A 21,319-nucleotide genomic window follows, 5' to 3' on the forward strand; every position below is an offset into this window, starting at 1 on the left:
CATGCGCAACAGGATCAGCTCCGCGTGGCGGTCCCGATCCACACCGGGTCGCAGGTAGCGTGCCGACCGTGACAGGTGTCCCCGTCCTCCCGCAGGTCGCCCTGGTCGGGAGCGCCCTGCCACAGCACGTCCGCACGGCGTTCGGCGTGGGGGAGTCCGAGCCACGCCCGGTGGTCTGGGCGGGCCGACGTGCGTGGCACTGCGGAGACGTCCTGGTCCGGCCGGTTGCCGACAACGCGGTCGCCGCGTGGTCGGCCCGCGTGCTCGAGGGGCTCGAGGTGGAAGGGCTGCGGCTGGCGCGCCCGATCCGCTCCTCCGACGGCCGTTGGGTGGTGGCAGGCTGGGCCGCGAGCCGGTTCGTCGCAGGCACCATCGAACCGCGTCACGACGCGGTGGTCGAGGTCGCCACCCGCCTGCATGCGGCCACCGCCGCCCTGCCCCGGCCGCGGCTGCTCGACGATCGCGACGACCTGCTCACGCGCTCCGCGGCGGGGGCGTTCGGGGAGCGCAGGCTGGCGCTCGACCAGGCGAAGGGCGGCGAGCTCTACACCGCGCTGGCCACGTACCGCAGGCCGGTCCGCAGCGCCCCGCAGGTGGTGCACCCGGAGCTGTTCGGCGCCGTCCTGTTCGACCACGACGGCAGGCCCGCGCTGATCGAGCTGACGCCCGCCTGGCGGCCGAAGGAGTGGGCGGCGGCCGTCGTGGTGGTCGACGCGCTCGCGTGGGGCGGCGCCGACGACGAGCTCATGAAGAGGTGGGCGCACCTGTCGGAGTGGCCGCAGATGCTGCTGCGCGCGCTGCTGTACCGGCTGGCGCTGCACGCCCAGCACCCGGAAGCCTCGGCGCGCACCCTGGCCGGTCTCGACCGGGTGGCGCGCCTGGTGGCTCCGCTGCTCTGACGAGCAGGCGTCAGCGGGCCGGTACCTCCGTCGACGTGGCGAACCTGGCGATCGTGCCGGCGATCGCATTGGTGAAGTTGTCGAGCGCCGTCTGGTCGAGGTTGTCGACGCGGTCGCAGGCCGAGTGGTAGCAGACGTCGTAGACCTGCCCGGCCTGCCCGCCCCACGCCTGGGCCTGCTCGGGCGTCTTGGTGCCGGCGTCACCGGCGAGGACGCCACCCGAGGGGATCCCGGCTTCGACGAACGGGGCGAAGTCCGAGTCACCCTCGAACGGGTAGAGCTCGGCCGTGATGCCGGTGGCGGCCATCTCCTCCATGAGCACCCGGCCTACCGCGGCCGACCCGGGCGGTCCGGACCGGGAGCCCCGGCCGCTCGCGCCGCCCTGGACGAAGTAGGCGGCGTTCGGTGAGGCCAGCATGTCCAGGTTGAGATAGAGGGCGATCGCGGCCCGGTCCTGTTCCGAGAGCCCCTCGACGTACTCGGTGGAGCCGACGAGGTCCTCCTCCTCCGCTCCCCAGAACGCGAAGCGGACGGCGTTGGTGACCTGCGGGGAGCCGCCCATCCGCGTGGCGATCTCCAGGAGGGTTCCCACCCCTGAGGCGTTGTCGTTGATCCCTGGACCTTCCTCCACGGAGTCGAGGTGGGCCCCGGCCAGCACCACGCGGTCGGGCGAACCGGTGCGGGTCTGCGCCACCACGTTGCGGATGAGGCTCTGCTCTCCCCGGCTCCGGAACCTGAAGGTCGGTGTGGTGACGTCGAAGCCGGCGTTGCGCAGAACCCCGGCCACGTAGTCGACGCTCGCGTCGTAGCCCGGCCCCGGCGAGGCGCGATTTCCCCCGTTGCGGTCGGCGATCTGCTCCAGCGCCGAGGCGTGGGTCATGGCGCCCGGCCCGGTCGCACCCTCCACCAGCTGGGCGCGCAGCGGACCGGCGCCCGAGGGCACGGGCCCCGGGGTCGAACCGGTCGACGTGCAACCGGCGAGAACGGCGGCGACGACCGCGAGCACACCTGCGGTCCACGCGGCGGATCGGTGCCGGGCCCCGGACGGGTGCGCCGGCACCTGTTCAGCGCTGTTGGCGGCTCCACGCACTTGTGCCTCACATCCGCGCCCAGGGTGAGTGAGCGCTGCTTTGCGTTCATGTCACACGGAACCGACTGCGTGGTAACGCGCTGTTCCTAGCGTTGCCCGCGACGGCAGCGACGCCTACGGACGCCCCGAGTGGCGTTCGCCCTACTCGACCTCAGCCCACCCGGAGGCCCGGCGTGACGACGTCACCTGACGCACATCCTGCCCGAAACCGGCTCGCCGGGCGCTGGATCGACCATTGGGACCCCGAAAATCCCTCTTTCTGGGAACGCACCGGCGCGAAAGTCGCTAACCGTAACCTCTGGTACTCCATCCTCAGCGAGCACATCGGATTCTCGATCTGGTCGATCTGGTCCGTCCTGGTGCTCTTCATGGGCCCGGAGTACGGGATCGACGCCTCCCAGAAGTTCATTCTGGTGGGGGTCCCCACGCTGGTGGGCGCGGTGCTGCGGTTGCCGTACTCGTTCGCCGTGGCCCGTTTCGGCGGCCGGAACTGGACGATCGTCAGTGCCGCCCTGCTGCTGCTCCCGACGATTTTCGCCGCGATCGTCATCCAGCCGGGAACATCGTTCACGACGTTCCTCGTGGCGGCCGCGGTCGCGGGTGTCGGCGGTGGCAACTTCGCCTCGTCCATGACCAATATCAACACGTTCTTTCCCGACTCCCGTAAGGGCTGGGCGCTCGGTCTGAACGCGGGCGGCGGCAACATCGGGGTGCCGGTGATCCAGCTCGTCGGGTTGCTGATCATCGCGACTGCGGGCGCCGGGGCGCCGCGGATCCTGCTCGGTGTCTACATCCCGCTGATCGTGGTGGCCGCGCTGCTCGCCGCGCTGAACATGGACAACCTGACGTCGGTGCGCAACGACACCGGTGCCTTCCGGGAGTCGATCCGGGAGAGCCAGACGTGGGTGATGTCGCTGCTCTACATCGGGACGTTCGGGTCGTTCATCGGCTACAGCTTCGCGTTCGGGCTGGTGCTGCAGAACCAGTTCGGCCGCACGCCGCTGCAGGCGGCTGCGGTGACGTTCATCGGGCCGCTGCTCGGCTCGCTGGTGCGTCCCTACGGGGGGAAGCTCGCCGACTCCTACGGTGGCGCGAAGATCACCTTCTGGAACTTCATCGCCATGGCGGTGGCCACGGGAGTGGTGCTGGTGGCCTCGGCGATGCACTCGCTCGCGCTGTTCACGGCCGGGTTCGTGCTGCTGTTCGCGCTCAGCGGGGTGGGCAACGGCTCGACCTACAAGATGATCCCGGCGATCTTCCGCGGGCAGGCCAGGATCGCGATCGCCGGCGGTGCCGATGAGCAGCCGGCACTGCTGCGGGCGCGGCGGATCTCCGGGGCGGTGATCGGCATCGTCGGCGCGGTCGGTGCGCTGGGCGGGCTGTTCATCAACCTCGCCTTCCGGGAGGCCTTCCTCACGGCGAAGTCCGGCGACCCCGCGTTCTGGTCCTTCCTCGCCTTCTACGTGGTGTGCACCGTGGTCACCTACGCCGTCTACCTGCGACCTGCCGCGGCGGAGGCCACTCACCCGCGGTTCGCGCACGCCGGCGTGTGAGCCCGGCAGCGGTTCTGGCGACGTCGAAGGGCGTCGCCACCCACTGCCCGTACTGCGCGCTGCAGTGCGGGCAGTGGGTCGACGGCAAGGGGAGCGTCGAAGGGCGCGAGTTCCCCACCAACCGGGGCGGGCTCTGTCAGAAGGGCTGGACGGCGGGCACGCTGCTCACGCACCCGGAACGGCTGACGACCCCGCTCCTGCGCCCGTCGCGGTCGGCCGATCTCGCGCCGGTCGGTTGGGATGCCGCGCTGGCGCACGTGTCGCGGCAGCTCGCCGCGCTGCGCGCCGAGCACGGCCCCGACTCGGTCGCGGTCTTCGGTGCCGGTGGCCTGACAAACGAGAAGTCCTACCTGCTGGGCAAGTTCGCACGGGTCGCGCTGGGCACGTCGCAGATCGACTACAACGGCCGGTTCTGCATGTCCTCGGCGGCTGCCGCCGGCAACCGCGCGTTCGGCGTCGACCGGGGCCTGCCGTTCCCGGTCACCGACCTGGACGACGCCGAGGTCGTGGTGCTCGCGGGGGCGAACGTCGCGGAGACGATGCCCCCGCTGATGGGCCATCTCGGCGGGGCCCGGCTCGTGGTCGTCGACCCGCGGCGTACGCCCACGGTGGAGCGGGCGATCGCCGGCGGCGGGATGCACCTGCAGCCGGTGCCCGGCACCGACCTGGTGCTGGCACTGGGGATGCTGCACGCCGCCGTCACCGACGGCTGGCTCGACGCCGACTACCTCGCCGACCGCACCACCGGTTTCGACGACGCGTGGCGGGTGGCGGCGCAGTGGTGGCCCGAGCGGGCCGAACGGGTCTGCGGGGTGCCCGCCTCCGACATGCGCACGGTGGTGGGGTGGCTCGGGGCGGCGTCGCGGCGCTACGTCCTCACCGCGCGGGGCGCCGAGCAGCACGCACACGGCGTCGACACCGTCACCGCGTGGATCAACCTGGCGCTCGCGCTGGGCCTGCCGGGACGTCCGGGCTCGGGCTTCGGGACGATCACCGGGCAGGGCAACGGGCAGGGCGGGCGCGAGCACGGCCAGAAGTCCGACCAGCTGCCGGGCTACCGCTCGATCACCGACCCGGCCGCCCGGGAGCACGTCGCAGGCGTGTGGGGGGTGGCGCCCGACGCGCTGCCGGGGCCGGGACGCAGCGCCACGGAGCTGCTGGCCGCGCTGGGTCGCCCCGGCGGTCCGAAGGCGCTGCTCGTGTTCGGCTCCAACGTGCTCGTGTCCGCGCCCGACGGGAACTCCGTGGCCGATCGGCTCGCCGCGCTCGACCTGCTGGTGGTGGCCGACGTCTTCCCCAGCGAGACGGCGATGGCCGCCGATGTCGTGCTGCCCGTGGCGCAGTGGGCGGAGGAGGAAGGCACGATGACCAACCTGGAGGGCAGGGTGCTGCGCCGGCGCCGGGCGCTGCGCCCACCGGCCGGGGTGCGCACCGACCTCGAGGTGATCGCGGGGCTCGCCGCCGAGCTGGGAGCCGCGGGATTCCCCGCCGACCCCCGTGCCGTGTTCGACGAGCTGCGCGCGGCGTCGGCGGGTGGGACTGCCGACTACTCCGGGATCAGCTACGACCGGCTCGACGCGGGCGAGGCCCTGCACTGGCCCTGCCCCGCACCACTGCCGGGTGCGCCGGTCCATCCGGGCACCCCGCGGCTGTTCACCGAGCGGTTCGCCCACGCCGACGGGCGCGCGCGGGTGGTCGCCGTCGAGCACACCGAGGCCGCCGAGCTGCCGGATGACGAGCATCCGCTGCGGGCCACCACGGGCCGGGTGCTGGTGCACTACCAGTCCGGAGCGCAGACCCGGCGGGTGGAGGAGCTGGCCGGGATCGCGCCGGAGTCGTTCGTCGAGGTGCACCCCGACACCGCCACGCGGGCGGGGCTGGCCGACGGGGAGTGGGCGCGGGTCGTGTCGCGGCGCGGCACGGCGACGGCGAGGGTGCGCTGCGTGCCGTCGCTGCGGCCGGACACCGTGTTCCTGCCGTTCCACTTCGGCGGGGAGCAGGCGGCGAACCTCCTCACCAACCCGGCGCTGGATCCGATCAGCCGGATGCCGGAGTTCAAGGTGTGCGCGGTGCGGCTGGAGCCGATGGCCTGAAGGACCACCACCCACATCCGGTGGCCACCGTGCACATGTCAGGACGTGTGCCCGGTGGCCACGTCCTGTGTGCGGCCGGCCACGGGTTCCGCTCACGTGTGCAGCCTGCCGATGTGCGGTCCGGTTTACGCCCGCGTCACGCGCCGTCCCGCCCATGTAACTGGGGCTGCCTACCGTCGGTGGCCGTGAGCAGGCGAATCGTTGTGGTGGGGCACGGGATGGTCGGCGCCCGGTTCGTCGAGGAGGTGCGCCGCCGCGACCCGCACGGAGCGAGGGTGCGGCTCACGGTTCTCGGTGCCGAGCCGCGCCCGGCGTACAACCGCGTCCTGCTCTCCACGGTGCTGGCGGGCGGGCTGTCGGCGCGGGCGGTGGAGCTGCACCCGGCCGGCTGGGCGGCGCGCCAGCGGGTCGACCTCCGCCTCGGCGTCACCGCCACCGCGATCGACCGGAGTCGCCGCGCCGTCCACACCGGGTCCGACGGGATCGAGCCCTACGACGAGCTCGTGCTCGCCACCGGCAGCCGGGCCTGGCTGCCCCCGATGGACGGTCTCGACGACGCGAGCGTGGCGACGTTCCGGGACATCGCCGACTGCGAGCGGATCATCGGCCTCGCCCACCCCGGCGCGCGGTTCGTCGTGCTCGGCGGCGGCCTGCTGGGCTGCGAGGCGGCCCGGGGGCTGGCCGGGCGCGGGGTGCGCGTCACCCTCGTGCACCCGAAGCAGCACCTGATGGAACGCCAGCTCGACGCCGGTGCGGGCGAGGTGCTGGCGGCCACGCTGCGCCGGCTCGGCGTCGACGTCCGGCTCGGGGTGGAGGCGCAGGCCTGGGAGCCCGGCTACGGGCTGCGCTGCGGCGACAACGGCGTCGACGAGCTCGTCGCCGCCGACGCGCTGGTGGTCGCCGCCGGAGTGCGGGCCGAGACCGACCTCGCGGTCGCTGCCGGCATCGCGGTGGACCGTGGCGTTCTCGTGGACGACCGGCTGGCCACGTCGGATGCGCGGGTGCACGCGATCGGTGACTGCGCCCAGCACGCCGGCACGGCCGCCGGCCTGGTGCAGCCGGGCTGGGAGCAGGCCGCGGTGCTCGCCGACCTCCTCACCGGAGCCGACCCCGTGGCGCGCTACGGGGGGACGCCGTCGGTCACCCGGCTCAAGGCCCGTGGGGTGGACCTCGCCACCGTGGGGGATCCGGCGGCCCTGGACGGGCCCGGCGCCGAGGTGCTGCGCTTCGCCGACCCGGTCGGCGGCCGCTACGCCACCCTGGCGCTTCAGGGCGACCGCGTGGTCAGCGGCGCCATGATCGGTCTCCCCGACGCGGCGGCGTCCATGATCCAGTTCTACGACACCGGCTCGCCCGCCCCGGCCGACCGGCTCGGGCTGCTGCTCGGCCGCGCCCTCCCCGGGGCTCCGGAGACCGCCGACCCCACCCGGCTGCCGGCGTCCGCGGTGGTGTGCCGCTGCAACACGGTGACGAAGGGCGCGCTCGTGGCCGCGTGGCGGGGCGGGGCCACCGACGTCGCCGCGCTCAGCCGGGCGACCCGCGCCGGCACCGGATGCGGGAGCTGCGGCGACGCGGTCCAGGGGATCTGTACGTGGCTGGCCGAGAGTGACCCCCCGGTGCTCAGCCCGGTTCGACAGGAGGGTGCCGCATGAACAGCATCGACCACAGGGAGCTCGTCGTCGTCGGCCACGGGATGGTCGGGCACCGGCTCGTCCAGACCGTGCGCGACCGCGACCCCCAGGGCACCTGGCGGATCACGGTCCTCGGTGAGGAGGGCCGGCCCGCCTACGACCGCGTCGCCCTCTCGTCCTATGTGGACGGGGTGAGCGCCGAGGAGCTGACGCTCCCGGCCGCGCCCGACCCGCTCGTGCGGCTGCACCTGGGCGACGCGGTGGTCGAGGTCGACCGGGACGCCCGGCTCGTGCGCACGGCGTCGGGCCGGGAGCTGCGCTACGACGCGCTCGTCCTCGCCACCGGCTCGGTGCCGTTCGTGCCGCCCGTCCCCGGCCGCGAGCTGCCCGGCTGCTTCGTCTACCGCACGCTCGACGACCTCGACGCGATCACCGCCGCCGCGCGCGACGCGATGGTGGCCGAGCGCCCGGGTCGTCGCTCGGCCGTCGTCGTCGGTGGCGGGCTGCTCGGGCTGGAGGCGGCGCGGGCGCTGCGCTCGCTCGGGCTCTCGCCGCAGGTCGTCGAGATCGCGCCCCGGCTGATGCCGGTGCAGGTCGACGAGGGTGGCGGCGCGCTGCTGCGCAGGCTGGTGGAGAACGAGGACCTCGCCGTGCGGTGCGGGGTGTCGGTCACCGGGATCGCCGAGCAGCGCGGGCGGCTCGTGGCCACCCTCTCCGACGGCATCGAGCTCGACGCCGACGTCGTCGTGTTCTCCGCCGGGATCCGTCCCGCCGACACGCTGGCCCGCGCGGCCGGCCTGCCGGTGGGGGAGCGCGGTGGCGTGCTGGTCGACAACCGCTGCCGCACCGCCGACGAGCACGTCTGGGCGATCGGTGAGGTGGCCGCGCTGGAGGGCCGCACCTACGGTCTCGTGGCTCCCGGGTACGCGATGGCCGAGGTGGTGGCCGACCGGCTGCTCGGCGGCACCGCGACGATGACCTCCGCAGCACTGGACATGTCCACCCAGCTCAAGATGCTCGGCGTCGACGTCGCGAGCTTCGGCGACGCCCACGCCACCACGGCCGGTGCGCTGGAGGTGGTGGTCAACGACCCGGTCGCCGGCAGCTACGCCAAGCTCGTGGTGAGCGACGACGCGCAGACGCTGCTCGGCGGCGTCCTGGTCGGTGATGCCTCGAAGTACGCCACGCTGCGCCCGCTCGTCGGTGCCGTGCTGCCTGCCGACCCGGTCGCGATGATCGCGCCCGGCGGCGTGGAGATCGGCGCCGACGCCCTGCCCGACACCGCGCAGATCTGCTCGTGCAACGCCGTCACCAAGGGCGCTGTCTGCGACGCCATCGGCGCCGGGGCCCACGACGTGCCGGCGATCAAGGCCTGCACGCGCGCCGGCACCAGCTGCGGGTCGTGCGTCCCGGTCCTCAAGAAGCTGCTCGCGCAGGCGGGCGTCGAGCAGTCCACCGCGCTGTGCGAGCACTTCACCCACAGCCGGGCCGAGCTGTTCGAGATCATCGCCGGCACGGGGATCCGGACGTTCTCCGAGGTCGTCGAGAAGCACGGGACGGGCCGCGGCTGCGACATCTGCAAGCCCGCCGTCGCGTCGATACTGGCGTCGCTGGGCGGCGGCCACGTCCACGACGGTGAGCAGGCGGCCCTTCAGGACACCAACGACCACTTCCTGGCGAACCTGCAGCGCAACGGCACGTACTCGGTGGTGCCGCGGATCCCGGGCGGCGAGATCACGCCGGAGGGCCTGATCGTGATCGGCGAGGTGGCTCGCGACTTCGGCCTCTACACGAAGATCACCGGCGGGCAGCGGATCGACATGTTCGGCGCCCGCGTCGAGCAGCTCCCGGCGATCTGGCGCCGGCTGGTCGACGCCGGGTTCGAGTCCGGGCACGCCTACGGCAAGGCGCTGCGCACGGTGAAGTCCTGCGTGGGCACCACGTGGTGCCGCTACGGCCAGCAGGACTCGGTGGGGCTCGCCGTGGCGCTGGAGCTGCGCTACCGGGGGCTCCGCGCCCCGCACAAGTTCAAGTCGGGCGTCTCGGGCTGTGCACGGGAGTGCGCGGAGGCCCGGTCGAAGGACTTCGGCATCATCGCCACCGAGCACGGGTGGAACCTCTACGTCGGCGGCAACGGCGGCTTCACCCCGCGCCACGCCGAGCTGCTCGCGTCCGACCTCGACACCGACGATCTCGTCCGCGTGATCGACCGGTTCCTGATGTTCTACATCCGCACCGCCGACCGGCTGCAGCGCACCGCGGCGTGGATCGAGGCCATGGACGGAGGCCTCGACCATCTGCGCGCGGTGATCGTCGACGACTCACTCGGAATCTGTGCCGACCTGGAGGCCGCCATGGAGACCCACGTCGCGGGTTACGCCGACGAGTGGCGCGGGGTGCTGGACGACCCCGCGAAGCTGGAGCGGTTCGTGTCCTTCGTCAACGCGCCGGACGCACCGGACCCGACGATCACCTTCGTCACCGAGCGGGGGCAGCCGGTGCCCGTGCCGCGGGAACCGGTCGCCGTCGGGATGCCGGGGGTGCGGCGATGACGATCTCGATCTCGCCGACCGTGACCGAGCGGGACAGCGCGCCCACCGCGTCCCCCGGGCCGCGCTGGCAGGCCGTGTGCCGCTACGACCGGCTGCTGCCCGAGCGCGGTGTCGCCGCCCTGCTCGGCGACGTGCAGGTGGCCCTGTTCCGCACCCACGACGGCACCGTCCACGCGATCGGCAACATCGACCCGTTCTCCGGTGCCGCCGTGCTCTCGCGGGGCATCGTCGGTGACCGCGCGGGTGTGGCGACCGTCGCATCACCGGTGTACAAGCAGGCTTTCGACCTGGTCACCGGGCGATGCCTGGACGATCCGGACGTCGCGGTGCCGACCTACCCGGTCCGGGTGGCCGATGGGCTGCTCGAGGTCGGGTTACCGTGAACAGCGCCGTGGCAATCGACCCCCCTCTCACCGAGGTACCGCCCCTGGCGGGTTTCACCGTCGGGGTCACAGCTGCGCGCCGGGCCGACGAGCTCGGCGCGATGCTGCAACGGCGCGGCGCGGTCGTCCAGCACGGCGCCGCACTGCGGATCGTCCCGGTTGCCGACGACACCGAGCTGGCCGACGCCACCCGCGGCCTCATCGCCCGTCCGCCCGACATCACCGTGGCCACCACCGGCATCGGCTTCCGCGGCTGGGTGGAGGCCGCCGACGGCTGGGGGATCGGCGAGGAGCTGCTCGCCGCTCTGGGCGCGGGGAAGCTGATCGCCCGCGGCCCGAAGGCGCGCGGCGCGATCCGCGCGTCCGGGCTGATGGACACCTGGTCGCCGCCGTCGGAGTCCTCCGCCGAGGTGCTCGACTACCTGCTCGACGGCGCCTGCGACGGCCGCGGCGTCGACGGGCTGCGCATCGCCGTCCAACTGCACGGCGAGCCCCTCCCCGACGTGGTCGAGGCGCTCACGGTGGCGGGTGCCACGGTGATCGAGGTGCCGGTCTACCGCTGGATGCCGCCCGTCGACATCGGCCCGCTCGACCGGCTGATGGACGGCGTGCTCACCGGCTGCGTCGACGTACTGGCGTTCACCAGCGCGCCCGCCGCGGCCAGCCTCCTCGCCAGGGCCGCCGAGCGCGGAGTGCGCGACGAGCTGCTCACCGCGCTGCGCGGGCCGGTCCTGTCGCTCTGCGTCGGCCCGGTCACCGCGGCGCCCCTCGAAGCTGTCGACGTGCCCACGGTGCAGCCCCAGCGTTCCCGCCTCGGGGCGATGGTTCGGCGCCTGGAGGCCGAGATGCCGGGGCGCGCGCGGCGGCTGCCCGTGGCCGGGCACTGGCTCGAGCTGCGCGGACATGCCGTGCTCGTCGACGGGGTGCTGCGCGGGGTGCCGCCCGCGGGGATGGCGCTGCTGCGCGCGCTCGCCCGCCGCCCGGGCCGGGTCGTGGCACGAGCCGAGCTGCTGCGCGCGCTGCCGGGGGGTAGCGGCGACGAGCACGCCGTCGAGACGGCGATGGCCCGGCTGCGTACCGCGCTGGGTGAGCCCAAGCTGGTGCAGACCGTCGTCAAGCGGGGGTACCGCCTCGCGCTCGACCCCGCCGCCGGGCCCGTCCCCGTCGGGGGGCACTGCCTGCACGGGGACAAGCGGTGAACCTGCTCCTCGCCGCGCACGGCACCCGTGACCCGGCCGGCGCGGTCGTCACCGAGCGGGTGGCGGCGCAGGCCGCCGAGGCGCTGGGGGTGCGGGTGGCGGCGTGCTTCGTCGACGTGCGGCGGCCCAGCCCGGCCGACGCTCTCGCCGAGCTGCCCGGCCCGTGCGTGGTGGTGCCGATGTTCCTCGCCGCCGGCTACCACGTGCGCGTCGACGTGCCTGCGCAGCTCGACGCCATCGGCCGCCACGACGTGCTCCTCGGCCAGGCCTTCGGCCCCGACCCCGCACTCGTCGCCGCGGCCGCCGACCGGCTCGCCGCGGCCGGAGCGCGTGCCGACGACGCCGTGGTGCTGGCCGTGGCCGGCTCCAGCGACCCCCACGCCCAGGCCGACGGCGCCCGGGCCGCGCGCAGGCTCGGGCGGGTGCTCGGGCGCCCCGTCACGCTCGCCACGATCGCCACCGGCGGTCCCCGGGTGGGCGAGGCCGTGGCCGCGCTGCGGGCCGGTGGGGCGCAGCGGGTGGCGGTGGCGTCGTGGCTGCTCGCACCGGGGCTGTTCCAGCGGCACCTGGACGGGTGCGGCGCGGACGTCGTCGCCGCGCCCCTGGCCGACCACCCGGCCGTCCTGAACCTGGTGCTGGACCGCTACGAGACAGCCCTGACGGCAAGAACCCGCACGGCGTAGGCCCCCGCGGGGCGACCCCCCAGGTTCAGGAAAGCCACTTTCAGGCCCCCTCCGGGCAGGAAAGTGGCTTTCCTGAACTTCAGGGGGGCGCTCAGCGGCGGGCGGTGCGGGGGCGCGGGGGGCGGGAGGGGCGGGGGAGGCGGCCGTCCACCAGGAGGACGCCTTCCGCTCTCAGGCGCGCGCTCTGCTCCACCGCGATGTGCGGGGCGCAGCTCCCGTCCGCCCGCAGGACCCGGTGCCAGGGGATGTCGTGGCCGTCCATCGCGAGGATCCGGCCCACGAGCCGTGGTGAGCGCAGCCCGGCGCGGGCGGCCACCTCGCCGTAGCTCGCCGTCTCGCCCGGCGGGATCGCCACCACGACGGCCCTGACCCGCTCGACCGTCTCGTCGTCCATGGGGTCAGGGTGTCAGGAACTCGCGCATCGCCTGCGCGACCTCCGCAGTCCGCTCCAGGTAGACCATGTGGCCCGCGTCGACCTCGGTGACGGTGAGCGCGTCGCCCAGCTCGGCGCGGCAGGCGTCCACCCAGGCGGGGCTGACGAAATCGGCCTTCGTGGCCGGCAGCAGCAGCGTGGGCGTGCCGGCGGGCGGGGTCAGGGCCGGGCGCGCCATCTCGGCCCACGCCACGACGGCGGTGGAGCCGCAGTAGCGGTAGCGGTAGCGGTCGCCGTCCCGGACGAGGTGCTCGGCGATCTCGGCGTCCACGAGCTCGTCCGCGATGCCCTCCCAGCGCTGCGCGCGGTCGGCCCGGGCCATGGCGATGTCGGGGAAGGACTCGTCGGCGCGGCTCGACTCGGCCGTCTCCAGCATGTCCTGCGGGTCGAGGCCGATCGCCGGGTCGAGCAGCACCAGCCGCTCGACCCGCTCCGGCGCGGTGCGGCTCAGGTGCACGGCGATCGCGCCGCCGTAGGAGTGCCCGGCGATCCGGACCCGCTGGAGGTCGAACGCGTCGAGCACGCCCAGCGCGTCGGACACGTGCTGCTCGATGTTCCACGGCGGGGTCCACGGTGAGCGCCCGTGACCGCGCAGGTCGACCGCGATGAACCGGAACTCCGGCAGCGCCTCGGCCAGCACCCGCCAGCGCGCGGAGTGGCCGGTGATCCCGTGCAGGGCGAGCACGGGCACCCCGTCGGACGGCCCGAAGGTGCGGACGTGGAGCGGCGCAGCAGTCATCCCCCCGATCCTGCCACCCGCCGCTGCGTGCCCCCGGGAGCACAGCCGGGATTGCAGCAAAGCCACTTTGATGCAACGTGGTTGCCGCAACGTGGCTTTGCTGCAACTCGCCGGGCCGCCCGCGAGCGGTGTCGGGGCCTCGTGGTTGCATCGCCGCGTGTCCCGTCACGATCGCCCCGCCGGGCCCGCCGCGCTCGCGCCGGGCCTCGTCCGCAGACCGCGGGCGGTGCCGCGCGAGCTGGTCTGGGACGACGCCGCGCGGCGCGTGCTCGCCCACGAGGCAGGGCCGTTGCGGGTGGTCGGCGGGCCGGGCACGGGCAAGACCACGCTGCTCCTGGAGAGCATCGCCGCGCGGATCCGGGCCGGGGCGGATCCCGAGCGCACCCTGCTGCTGGTCGGCAGCAGGCGCGCGGCGGGGGAGCTGCGTGAGCGGATCGGGGACCTGGTCTACCAGGACGACGCTGTAGCGGAACGCACGTCCCGGGAGCCGCTGGTGCGCACCGTGCACTCCTACGCGTTCGGGGTGCTGCGGCTGCACGCGGCGCGCAACGGTGATCCGCCGCCCCGGTTGCTGGCGAGCGCCGAGCAGGACGCGGTGGTGCGTGACCTGCTGGCCGGCGAGCTCGACGGCCCCGAGCGCGGTGGAGCGCCCGACTCGGGCTGGCCGGAGCGGCTGCGCCCGGCGCTCGGGCTGCCGGGGTTCGCCGCCGAGCTCCGCGAGCTGCTGCTGCGGGCGGCCGAGCGCGGCCTCGGGCCCGAGGAGCTCACCGAGCTGGGCATCCGCCACGGCATGCCCGAGTGGGCCGCGGCGGGGCGGTTCTTCCGCACCTACGAGCACGTCATCCTGCTCCGGGGTGCTGCGGGCCGTGGCGCGCCGCAGGCCACCGCCCCGGCACTGGACGCGGCGGAGCTGGTGTCGGCTGCGCTCGACGCGCTGGCGTCCGACCCCGACCTGCTCGCCGCGGAGCGGGAGCGGGTCCGGCATCTGGTCGTCGACGACGCGCAGGATCTCGACCCCCAGCAGATGGAGCTGGTGCGCGCGCTGGGTTCCACCGCCACCAGCGTGCTGCTCGCGGGCGACCGCGACCAGGCCGTGCTGACGTTCCGCGGTGCCGATCCGGGCGGCCTGCGCGCCGTCCGGGCCGAGACGGTCCTGCTCACCGTCGACCATCGCAGCGCGCCCGCCGTGCGGGCGGCCGGTGCGCGGCTGGTGGCGCGGCTGTCCGGATCCGGCTCGGGACGGGAGCGGGTGGCGCCACCGGGCGAGCCGGACGGCCCGGAGGGCACGGTGGCGGTCCGGGTGTTCGGCTCGGCGTCGCAGGAGGCGGGCTGGGTGGCCGACCAGCTCCGCCGCGCCCACCTGTCCGACGGCGTGCCGTGGTCGCGCATGGCGGTGCTGTCCCGGTCCACCCGCCTGTCGCTGCCCACGCTGCGCCGGGCTCTGCTGGCCGCGGGGGTGCCGGTCGCCGCGCCCCCCGACGAGCTGCCGCTCGCGCGCCAGCCCGCGGTCCTCCCGCTGCTGATGGTGCTGCGCTGTGCCACCCGCCCCCAGGAGCTGGACGCCGACGCGGCCACCGCCCTGCTCACGTCGCCCCTGGGCTCTGCGGACCCCATGCGGATGCGGAGGCTGCGGCGGGGCCTGCTGCGGCTCGACGCCGGCACCCGCCCGGTGGACGCGCCACCGGAGCCGGAGCCGCCGGACGAGGGCGAGCACTCCGTGCGCCCGGTCGACATCGAGCGTTCGGGGAGCGATCCGTTGCTCGTCGCGGCGCTGCGGTCGGCGGCGGAGGGGCGTCCCGACCCACTCGTCGCGCTCCCACCGCAGGACACGTCGCCGCTGCGCCGCGTCGGCACGCTGCTGGCCATCGCCGGGCACGCCGCACGCGACGGGGAGAGCGCCGAGGAGGTGCTGTGGCGCGTCTGGCAGGCCTGCGGGCTCGGGCCGCGGTGGAGCGAGGCCAGCGCCCGCGGCGGCCCGGTCGGTGCCGCGGCCGACCGCGACCTCGACGCCGTGCTCGCCCTCTTCGACGTCGCCGCCCGCCACACCGACCGGTTGCCGGGCGCGGGCGTGGCGAGCTTCCTCGAGTACCTCGCCGACCAGCAGCTGCCCACCGACTCGCTCGCGCCGCGGGCGCCCCGGGGCGACGCGGTCTCGCTGCTCACCGCCCACGCCGCCCGCGGACGCGAGTGGGACGTCGTGGCCGTGCCCGGCGTGCAGGAGGGGAGCTGGCCCGACCTGCGGCTGCGCGGCAGCCTCCTGGGCAACGAGCGGCTCGTCGACCTCGTGGGCGGCGTGGCCGAGCCCGGGGAGACCGTCTCCCGGATCGCGCCCCTGCTCGCCGAGGAACGCCGCCTGTTCTACGTCGCGTGCACCAGGGCCCGGCACACGTTGCTGGTCAGCGCGGTGCAAGGGGAGGACGAGCAGCCCTCGCGCTTCCTCGACGAGCTCGACCCCGTGCCGGCCACCCAGGCCGACCGCCCGGTCTACCGGCCGGGCCGCTCGCTCGTGCTGGCCGAGCTGGTGGGTGAGCTGCGCAGGGCCGTGTGCGCCGACCCCGGTGACGACCCGGCGGCCGCGGAGCGCCGTCGTCGCGCGGCGGTGCAGCTGGCCCGGCTCGCCGCCGCCGGGGTGCCCGGCGCCCGTCCCGACGACTGGTACGGGCTGGCTCCCGTGTCGAGCGACGCTCCGCTGCGCACGCCGGGGGAGGTCGTGCCGGTGTCGCCGTCGGACGTGGAGAAGATCGTCCGGTGCCCGCTGCGGTGGGTGCTGGAGCGCCACGGCGGCGGCGAGGTCGGGGCGCTGGCCGCCGTCACCGGTTCGCTGGTGCACGCGCTGGTGCAGGCGAGCGCGGCCGGTGCGGAGGACGCCGAGCTGGAGGTGGCCCTGCGGTCGGCATGGTCGCGCCTCGACGCGGGGGCGCCCTGGTTCGGTCGCCGCGAGCTGTCCCGGGTGCAGGGGATGCTGGCGGCGTTCGACGGCTGGGTGCGGGCGAGCCGGGCGGAGGGGCTGCGGCTGGTGGCCGTGGAGCAGCCGGTGCAGCTCGACCTGGCGGGCGACGAACCGGGCCTGCATCTGGTGGGCGGTCAGGGGCCGGATGACGAGGCGTCCGCCCGGGGCGCCCCGCGTTTGCGGCTGCGGGGGCGGGTCGACCGGCTGGAGGTCGACCCGGAAGGGCGCCCGGTGGTCGTCGACGTGAAGACGGGCCGCACGGCCGTCAGCGGTCGGGCGGCCGCCGAGCATCCGCAGCTGGCCGTCTACCAGCTCGCGGCTGCGCTCGGCGCGTTCGGTGAGCTGCTGGAGCCGGGAGCGCGCCCGGGCGGAGCGCGGCTCGTCTACCTCGCCGACCAGAAGGCGAACGGGCAGGTGAAGGAGCCCGTCCAGCCACCGCTCGACGACACCGAGCTGGCGCGCTGGGAGGACGTGCTGCGCCACTGCGCGGACGAGACGTCCGGGGCGCAGTTCATCGCGCGGGTCGGCCCCGACTGCGACCGCTGCCCGGTGCGGGTCAGCTGCCCGCTCAGCGAGGCCGGCCGGCAGGTCACCCAGCCGTAGAGCCGGAACGCGGGCGCCTGACGCCACCGTGGTCACGCTGTGTGAGACCTGCTGTTCGAACCGGTGATCCCGGCCCGCCCGGGTGGTTGGTTCGAGCGGAAGGATCACAGCGGGTACGGTGCGTCGGCACACCGGCGCTCCCGCGGCTCCCCTCCCCGGTGTGCTTGCCAGGAGGTGGGATGTCCCGGATCGCGAGGCGGATGCGCTCATCCGTTGTCTGCGCCGGACTCGTCGTGGTGCTCGCCGCCTGTGCGGGCGGCCCGGGGCCGAGCAGCGCCGCGCCCGACAACGCGCCCGACCTGTTCGAGGCGCTCCCGCCCACGTCCACCGTTCCCACGCCGACGCCGACCACCTCCGCCCCCACCACGACGCCGAGCCCCACGTCCGGCCGTCCGTCGGCCACGCCGGGCCCCCATTCCGGCGGTTCCCGGGGCGCGTCGGGAGCGCACGTCGCGAGCGGCTCGGGAGGCGGCGGGACCACGTGGCACCCCGCGGGGGGCGACGAGTTCAACGGCCCGGTTCTCGACTCCAAGGGCTGGGACCTCTACGACAGCGTCGGCGGCTTCGGCACCGGCTACCGCAAGCCGGAGGCGATCAGCCAGTCCGACGGCACGCTCAAGATCACGGCCAAGGGTGACGTCTCCGGCGGTATGGGCCAGACCACCGGGCAGCTCTACGGGCGCTGGGAGTTCCGGGCCCGCACCGACGCGGGACGCGGGTTCGGCTCGGCGATCCTGCTCTGGCCCGACTCCGAGAAGTGGCCGGAGGACGGCGAGCTCGACATCATGGAGGTGCCCGGCGAGAACCGGGACCTCGCGCACTTCGTGGTGCACTGGGGCCCGGACGGCACCGACAACGTCAACGGCACGTCGGTGCCGGGGGACTACACGAAGTGGCACACGTTCGCCCTCGAATGGCTGCCCGACCGGATCACCTGGTACGTCGACGGGGTCAAGAAGTACGAGAACAAGGACAAGACGGTGATCCCGACGAAGCCGATGCACCTCACGATCCAGCTCGACCAGGGCCCGAAGAAGGACTGGATCCCGCCGCGCGACGACACCACCCCTGACGAGGTCAACCTCGAGGTCGACTGGGTGCGGATCTCCAAGATGTAGCGGCGCGGCCGGGTGTCGTGGCGCTGCGGTAGAACTCTCGCGTGGAGCTCACCCCGCACGCCCTGGCCATCGCGCTCGGGCTGCCGGCGCCCACCGACGAACAGGCCGAGGTGATCGCGGCGCCCGCCCGCCCGGCGCTGGTCGTTGCCGGGGCGGGAGCGGGCAAGACCGAGACGATGGCGGCCCGGGTCGTCTGGCTCGTCGCCACCGGTCAGGTGCTGCCCGAGCAGGTGCTGGGGCTCACGTTCACCCGCAAGGCCGCCCAGCAGCTCGGCGCCCGCGTGCGCTCGCGGTTGCGCCGCCTCGCCGGCTCCCGGCTGCTCGACGAGCTCGACCCCAGCGGCGAGCGGCGCGCGGCCGTGGTCGCGGGTGAACCCAGCATCTCCACCTACCACGCCTACGCCGGACGCCTGGTTGCCGAGCACGCGCTGCGGCTGCCCGCCGAGCCGGCGTCGCGCCTGCTCGGGCAGACCGCGTCCTGGCAGGTCGCGCACCGGGTGGTCACGAGCTGGGCCGACGACCTCGAGATCGACCTCATGCCGGCCACGGTCACCGAGCGGCTCCTCTCGCTCGCCGGGGAGCTGGGCGAGCACCTCGTCGACCTCGAAGCGGTGCGCCGGCACGCCGAGCAGCTCGTGTCCGTGCTGTCCTCGGCCCCGCCGGGCAAGCGGCAGCGGGCGGAGCCGTCGCAGACCTACCAGCGGTGGGTGGGCGCCCAGCGCCAGCGGGCGGCGCTGCTGCCGCTGGTGGAGGCGTTCGCGGCGCGCAAGCGATCGGAGCGGGCCGTCGACTTCACCGACCAGCTCGCGATCGCCGCGCGCGTCGCCGCGGAGCACCCCGAGGTGGGGGAGGCGGAGCGGGCGCTCTACCGCGCGGTGCTGCTCGACGAGTACCAGGACACCGGGCACGCCCAGCGGGTGCTCCTGCGCGCCCTGTTCGGCGCTCCTCCCGGGGAACCGCTGCGCACCGACGGGCCGGCGGTCACCGCTGTCGGCGACCCGTTCCAGTCGATCTACGGCTGGCGGGGCGCGAGCGCGGGCAACCTCGTCCGGTTCCGCACCGACTTCCCCGCCGGGGACGGACCGGCCGACGAGTACGGGCTGCTCACGAGCTTCCGCAACCCGCCGGAGGTGCTCACGCTCGCCAACGCGGTGTCCGCGCCGCTGCGCGCCGCGCCGGGAGCGGTCGGGGTGGGGGAGCTGCGGGCCGGGCCGGGCACGCGGACCGGGGACGTGCGGGTGGCGCTGCTGCCCGACATCGCGGCCGAGCTCGACTGGATGGCCGACGGCATCGCCACCCACTGGCGCACGGCGGAGGAGGCCGGAGCCGAGCCCCCGACGTCGGCGGTGCTGGTGCGGCGCCGCGCCGACATGGACGCGATCGCGGCGGCCCTGCGCTCCCGCGGGCTGCCCGTCGAGGTCGTCGGGCTCGGGGGCCTGCTGGACACCCCGGAGGTCCGCGACCTGGTGAGCGCCCTGCGGCTGGTCGCCGACCCGCTCGCCGGGCCCGCCGCCGTCCGGCTGCTCACCGGGGCCCGCTGGCGGCTGGGCGTCGCCGACCTCGCGGCACTGTGGCAGCGGGCCAGGGAGGTGGTGCCGCCGCAGCCCTCGCGTCCGGGGCCGTTGACGCCTGCCGAGCTGGCCCTCGGCGCGCTGCCCGGCGAGCAGGCCGAGCAGGCCGGGCTCGTCGACGCCCTCGACGACCCCGGCCCTGCCGCGCGGTACTCGCCGGAGGGCTTCGAGCGGATCACCCGGCTCGCCCGCGAGCTGGGCTGGCTCCGGGCCAGGGGCGCCGCCCCGCTGACCGACCTGGTGGCCGACGCCGAGCGGGTGCTGCTGCTCGATGCCGAGAGCGCGGCCCGACCGGGCCCGGTGGGCCGCGCCCACCTCGACGCGTTCGCCGACGTCGTGGCCGACTTCGCCGCGGGTGCCGAGGTGGCCACGCTGCCCGCGTTGCTGGACTTCCTGGAGACGGCGGAGAAGGCCGAGGACGGGCTGACCCCCGGCGAGGTCGAGGTCGCGCCGGACCGCGTGCAGGTGCTCACCGTGCACGCCGCCAAGGGACTGGAGTGGGAGGTCGTCGCCGTCCCGCACCTCGTCGGGCAGGTCTTCCCCGGCCGCAAGATCGGCGGCACCTGGCTGACCAGCGCGGCCGAGCTCCCCGTCGAGCTGCGGGGGGACGCTGCGGACCTGCCCGTCCTGCAGCTCCCCGACGGCGGCGACCGCAAGGAGCTCGAGGGCGCGCTCAAGGAGCACTCCGACGCGCTCGACGAGCGGCGGCTCACCGAGGAGCGCCGGTTGTTCTACGTGGCGCTCACCCGCTCCGAGCACGTTCTGCTCGCCTCCGGCCACCGGTGGGGTGCGGCCGGGGACCGCCCGCGGGAACCGTCGGAGTTCCTCGTGGAGATCGCCCGCGTGCACGGCGCGGAGCAGTGGGCCGAGGAGCCGGCCGGCGACGAGGTCAACCCCGCGACCCTCGAGCAGCCCACAGCACTGTGGCCCACCGACCCCTTGGCGGAGCGCTCGGAAGCGGTGCACGCCGGGGCGGCACTCGTGCGCTCGGCGCTGCGCGAGCTCGACGAGGTGCACGCCGTCCGGGCCGACGCGGCCGAGCCGGGATCCCAGCTCGCGCTGATGGGCTCGTTCGACGAGCCGCCGCCGGAGGACGACGAGAGCGACGACCCGGAGGCCTGGGCCGATCCGGAGGGCTGGGCCGCCGACGTGGACGTGCTGCTCGCCGAGCGGGCGGCCGCCAGGGCCCGGCCCACCGCGGCGCTGCCGCCGCAGCTGACGGTGAGCCAGCTCGTCGAGCTCGCGGGCGATCCCGCAGCGCTGGCGGCCCGGCTGCGGCGCCCGCTCCCGTTGCCGCCCAACCCGCACGCCCGTCGCGGCACCGCGTTCCACGCCTGGCTGGAACAGCGGTTCGGGGCGGCGCAGCTGCTCGACCTCGACGAGCTGCCCGGTGCCGCCGATGAGGGCGCCGCTCCCGACGACGCCCTCACCGAGCTCCAGGACGCCTTCCTCGTCTCGGAATGGGCCGACCGGCGTCCCGTCGAGATCGAGGTGTCGTTCGAGACCGTGGTGGCGGGCATCGGGGTGCGCGGCCGGATGGACGCGGTCTACGCCGACCCGGACGGCGGTTTCACGGTGGTGGACTGGAAGACCGGCGCGTTGCCCGACGAGTCCCGGATGCCGGCCCTCGCGGTGCAGCTGGCGGCCTACCGGCTGGCGTGGGCGGCGCTGGCGGGATGCGCGCCGGAGCAGGTCCGGGCGGCGTTCCACTTCGTGCGCCACGACGTCACGCTCCGCCCGGCCGACCTGCTCGACGCGGCGGGGCTGCGGGAGCTCGTGCTGTCGGTCCCCGCCGTGCCGACCTAGACCCTCGACGACGCGT

General features: G+C 75.0%; 14 protein-coding genes. 11 read left to right on the forward strand and 3 right to left on the reverse strand.

From position 1 onward, the window contains the following. Window positions 1–68 precede the first annotated feature (68 nt). On the forward strand, window positions 69–899 hold the full coding sequence (locus tag ACQPZA_RS04995) for a TIGR02569 family protein (RefSeq protein ID WP_433278766.1): 831 nt from the start codon (window positions 69–71) through the stop codon (window positions 897–899). A 10-nt stretch (window positions 900–909) separates the two neighbouring features. On the opposite strand, the gene ACQPZA_RS05000 is transcribed toward ACQPZA_RS04995, so the two are convergent. Next, a complete protein-coding gene (locus ACQPZA_RS05000; RefSeq protein ID WP_433278768.1) occupies window positions 910–1,905 on the reverse strand; it encodes a M28 family peptidase in 996 nt (331 codons plus the stop codon). Between the two features lie 257 nt (window positions 1,906–2,162). Here ACQPZA_RS05000 and ACQPZA_RS05005 point away from each other — a divergent pair, with 257 nt between their 5' ends. The 7 genes from ACQPZA_RS05005 (at window position 2,163) to ACQPZA_RS05035 (ending at window position 12,083) form a co-directional block, all read left to right on the forward strand. Beyond that, window positions 2,163–3,542 (forward strand): nitrate/nitrite transporter, encoded by a 1,380-nt coding sequence (locus ACQPZA_RS05005; RefSeq protein ID WP_433278770.1) that lies wholly within the window; start codon window positions 2,163–2,165, stop codon window positions 3,540–3,542. Further along, on the forward strand, window positions 3,539–5,635 hold the full coding sequence (locus ACQPZA_RS05010; RefSeq protein WP_433278772.1) for a molybdopterin oxidoreductase family protein: 2,097 nt from the start codon (window positions 3,539–3,541) through the stop codon (window positions 5,633–5,635). The genes ACQPZA_RS05005 and ACQPZA_RS05010 overlap by 4 nt, the downstream gene beginning before the upstream one ends. A gap of 185 nt (window positions 5,636–5,820) precedes the next feature. Further along, window positions 5,821–7,287 carry an FAD-dependent oxidoreductase gene (locus ACQPZA_RS05015; protein WP_433278774.1) on the forward strand — a complete coding sequence of 489 codons (1,467 nt, stop codon included), beginning with the start codon at window positions 5,821–5,823 and terminating at the stop codon, window positions 7,285–7,287. Beyond that, window positions 7,284–9,818 (forward strand): nitrite reductase large subunit NirB, encoded by a 2,535-nt coding sequence (nirB, locus tag ACQPZA_RS05020; protein ID WP_433278776.1) that lies wholly within the window; start codon window positions 7,284–7,286, stop codon window positions 9,816–9,818. The genes ACQPZA_RS05015 and nirB overlap by 4 nt, the downstream gene beginning before the upstream one ends. Further along, on the forward strand, window positions 9,815–10,201 hold the full coding sequence (gene nirD / locus ACQPZA_RS05025) for a nitrite reductase small subunit NirD (protein WP_433278778.1): 387 nt from the start codon (window positions 9,815–9,817) through the stop codon (window positions 10,199–10,201). The genes nirB and nirD overlap by 4 nt, the downstream gene beginning before the upstream one ends. Window positions 10,202–10,209: 8 nt before the next feature. Next, window positions 10,210–11,400, forward strand: coding sequence for a uroporphyrinogen-III synthase (locus ACQPZA_RS05030; RefSeq protein WP_433278780.1), 1,191 nt, complete (start codon window positions 10,210–10,212; stop codon window positions 11,398–11,400). Further along, window positions 11,397–12,083: a sirohydrochlorin chelatase gene (locus ACQPZA_RS05035; RefSeq protein WP_433278782.1), complete on the forward strand. Its 687-nt coding sequence runs from the start codon at window positions 11,397–11,399 to the stop codon at window positions 12,081–12,083. Before ACQPZA_RS05030 ends, ACQPZA_RS05035 begins: the two co-directional genes overlap by 4 nt. Before the next feature lie 91 nt (window positions 12,084–12,174). On the opposite strand, the gene ACQPZA_RS05040 is transcribed toward ACQPZA_RS05035, so the two are convergent. Next, a complete protein-coding gene (locus ACQPZA_RS05040) occupies window positions 12,175–12,477 on the reverse strand; it encodes an MGMT family protein (RefSeq protein ID WP_433278784.1) in 303 nt (100 codons plus the stop codon). Between the two features lie 4 nt (window positions 12,478–12,481). After that, window positions 12,482–13,255, reverse strand: a complete 774-nt coding sequence (locus ACQPZA_RS05045; RefSeq protein ID WP_433278787.1) for an alpha/beta fold hydrolase — start codon at window positions 13,253–13,255, stop codon at window positions 12,482–12,484. A 157-nt stretch (window positions 13,256–13,412) separates the two neighbouring features. Here ACQPZA_RS05045 and ACQPZA_RS05050 point away from each other — a divergent pair, with 157 nt between their 5' ends. From ACQPZA_RS05050 to ACQPZA_RS05060, 3 genes are all read left to right on the forward strand, one after another. After that, complete coding sequence (locus tag ACQPZA_RS05050; RefSeq protein ID WP_433278789.1) at window positions 13,413–16,808, forward strand: ATP-dependent helicase; 3,396 nt, start codon at window positions 13,413–13,415, stop codon at window positions 16,806–16,808. A 179-nt stretch (window positions 16,809–16,987) separates the two neighbouring features. Beyond that, window positions 16,988–17,926 carry a glycoside hydrolase family 16 protein gene (locus ACQPZA_RS05055; RefSeq protein ID WP_433278791.1) on the forward strand — a complete coding sequence of 313 codons (939 nt, stop codon included), beginning with the start codon at window positions 16,988–16,990 and terminating at the stop codon, window positions 17,924–17,926. 41 nt (window positions 17,927–17,967) lie between these two features. After that, window positions 17,968–21,303, forward strand: a complete 3,336-nt coding sequence (locus ACQPZA_RS05060; RefSeq protein WP_433278793.1) for a UvrD-helicase domain-containing protein — start codon at window positions 17,968–17,970, stop codon at window positions 21,301–21,303. The last annotated feature ends 16 nt before the right edge of the window (window positions 21,304–21,319 follow it).

Origin of the sequence: Pseudonocardia xinjiangensis (assembly GCF_050948425.1) — a bacterium.
Taxonomy (GTDB): Bacteria; Actinomycetota; Actinomycetes; order Mycobacteriales; family Pseudonocardiaceae; genus Pseudonocardia; species Pseudonocardia xinjiangensis.

Bases quoted from the DNA above. Each gene is read 5' to 3' on its own strand.
- nirB (WP_433278776.1), top strand. From the start codon at position 7,284: ATGAACAGCATCGACCACAGGGAGCTCGTCGTCGTCGGCCACGGGATG.
- nirD (WP_433278778.1), top strand. From the start codon at position 9,815: ATGACGATCTCGATCTCGCCGACCGTGACCGAGCGGGACAGCGCGCCC.
- ACQPZA_RS05040 (WP_433278784.1), bottom strand. From the start codon at position 12,477: ATGGACGACGAGACGGTCGAGCGGGTCAGGGCCGTCGTGGTGGCGATC.
- ACQPZA_RS05045 (WP_433278787.1), bottom strand. From the start codon at position 13,255: ATGACTGCTGCGCCGCTCCACGTCCGCACCTTCGGGCCGTCCGACGGG.
- ACQPZA_RS05055 (WP_433278791.1), top strand. From the start codon at position 16,988: ATGTCCCGGATCGCGAGGCGGATGCGCTCATCCGTTGTCTGCGCCGGA.